The 1,830-nt window shown below is 70.6% G+C and carries 1 protein-coding gene and 1 pseudogene; one reads left to right on the top strand and one right to left on the bottom strand.

The genetic code is table 11. The annotated features are described in order from the left end of the window. A pseudogene (locus tag G3I65_RS32525) lies at positions 1-229 on the bottom strand (glycosyltransferase); the annotation flags it as partial. A 176-nt stretch (positions 230-405) separates the two neighbouring features. On the opposite strand from G3I65_RS32525, the gene G3I65_RS32520 reads away from it, so the two are divergent. After that, positions 406-1,830: MFS transporter (locus G3I65_RS32520; RefSeq protein ID WP_160699491.1), on the top strand; the 1,425-nt coding region annotated here is incomplete at its 3' end.

Raw genomic sequence — 1,830 nt, 5'->3', positions numbered from 1 at the left:
GGGCCAGCAGGTGCTCGCCGGCGTCGCGGTAGCCGTGGCCGGCGAGGCCGGTGAAGTCCGCCGCGGGCCCGGCGGGCGTCGCGGGGAGCCCGGCGCGCAGGACCGTCGGCAGGTAGTCCGCCGACGTGGTCACCACGACCTCGGCGCCGGCGGCCCGGTAGGCCCACGCGAGCGGCACGAGGGGGAAGAAGTGTCCCGACAGGGGCACCGTGGCGAAGAGGATCCGCATCGTTCGAGGTTCCCAGCCGCCCGCCGCCGCCAGCGTCTCGTCGATTGCTTGCGGACTTCGTGACGCAGAGCAATCAGAAAGATGCGGTCGTGATCGAGAGTGACCGACGATCAGTGTTGGACGAGTCACGCCCGGTGACTCTTGAAACGATTCAGGCAAAACTCTCAAAGGGGATCATGACCACCAACAGCTCGACGCCCCCAGGCGAGCTGGCGGGCAAGAAGGAGTGGATCGGCCTCGCCGTCCTCATCCTCCCGACCCTGCTGCTGTCACTGGACCTGAGCGTCCTCATCCTGGCCATTCCCCACGTCACCGCGGATCTGCACCCCAGCAGCGCGCAGATGCTGTGGATCGTCGACATCTACGGCTTCACCATCGCCGGCCTCCTCGTCACCATGGGCAACCTCGGCGACCGCATCGGGCACCGGAAGCTGCTGATGATCGGTGCGGCGCTGTTCAGCGTCGCCTCGGCGGTGGCGGCCTGGTCGTCCAGCGCGGAGATGCTGATCGCGGCCCGCGCGGGGCTCGGCATCGCCGGCTCGACCTTGATGCCCACGATGCTGGGCCTGATCTCCACGATGTTCCGGAACGCGAAGCAGCGCGCGGTCGCGATCAGCGTCCAGACGAGCTTCTTCATGGTCGGCATGGCTATCGGCCCGCTGGTCGGCGGCGTGATGCTGTCGGCGTTCTGGTGGGGTTCGGTGTTCCTGCTCGGCCTGCCGGTGATGGGGCTGCTGCTGGTCGTCGCGCCGATCCTGCTGCCCGAGCACAAGGCCACCGGCGCCGGCGGCTTCAAACTCGACCTGGTCAGCATCGTGCTGTCGATGGCCACCATCCTGCCGGTCATCTACGGCCTCAAGGAACTCGCGCGCGGCAGCTCGGTCGTGGTGTCGCTGGTGGTCCTCGCGGCGGGCCTGCTCTTCGGGGTGGCGTTCGTCCGGCGGCAGCGGCGGCTCGCCGACCCGCTCCTGGACGTGCGGCTGCTCGGCCGCCCGGCCTTCAGCGGCGCGCTGGGCATGATGCTGCTCGGCGGGTCCACGATCAGCGGCATCATCCTGCTGTTCAACCAGTACCTGCAGCTGGTGCTCGGCCTGTCGCCGCTGAACTCCGGCCTGTGGCTGATCCCGTACACCGTCGGCATGGTCGCCGGGTACATGGTGTCGCCGGGCCTGGCCCAGCGGTTCCGGCCCGCGGTCGTCATCGCCGCCGGGATGCTGGTCTCCCTGGTCGGTTTCGTGCTGCTCACGCAGGTCCCGGCGAGCGGCGGCCTGGTCATCACGGTGCTCGGCACGGTCCTCGCGACCGCCGGTCTCTCGCCCATGCTGGTGCTGGGCATCGGCCTGGTGATGGGCTCGGCGCCGCCGGAGAAGGCCGGGGCGGCGGGCGCGATCTCGCAGACGAGCAACGAGCTCGGGGTCGCCTTCGGCATCGCCGTGTTCGGCTCGATCGCCACGGCCGTCTACCGCGGCGTGGCCGAGGTCCCGGCCGGGGTGCCGTCCGACGTCGCCGCGGCCGCCCGCGAGGGCATCGCCGAGGGCACGGCCGCGGCGGGCACGCTGCCCGGTGACCTCGCCGGTTCGCTGCTGACCGCCATCCGCGAG

The sequence above is a fragment of the Amycolatopsis sp. SID8362 genome (assembly GCF_010550475.1).
GTDB classification, from domain to species: Bacteria; Actinomycetota; Actinomycetes; order Mycobacteriales; family Pseudonocardiaceae; genus Amycolatopsis; species Amycolatopsis eburnea.
Note: the sequence above shows the minus strand (reverse complement) of the source record. Positions and strands in the feature narration are given on the sequence as shown.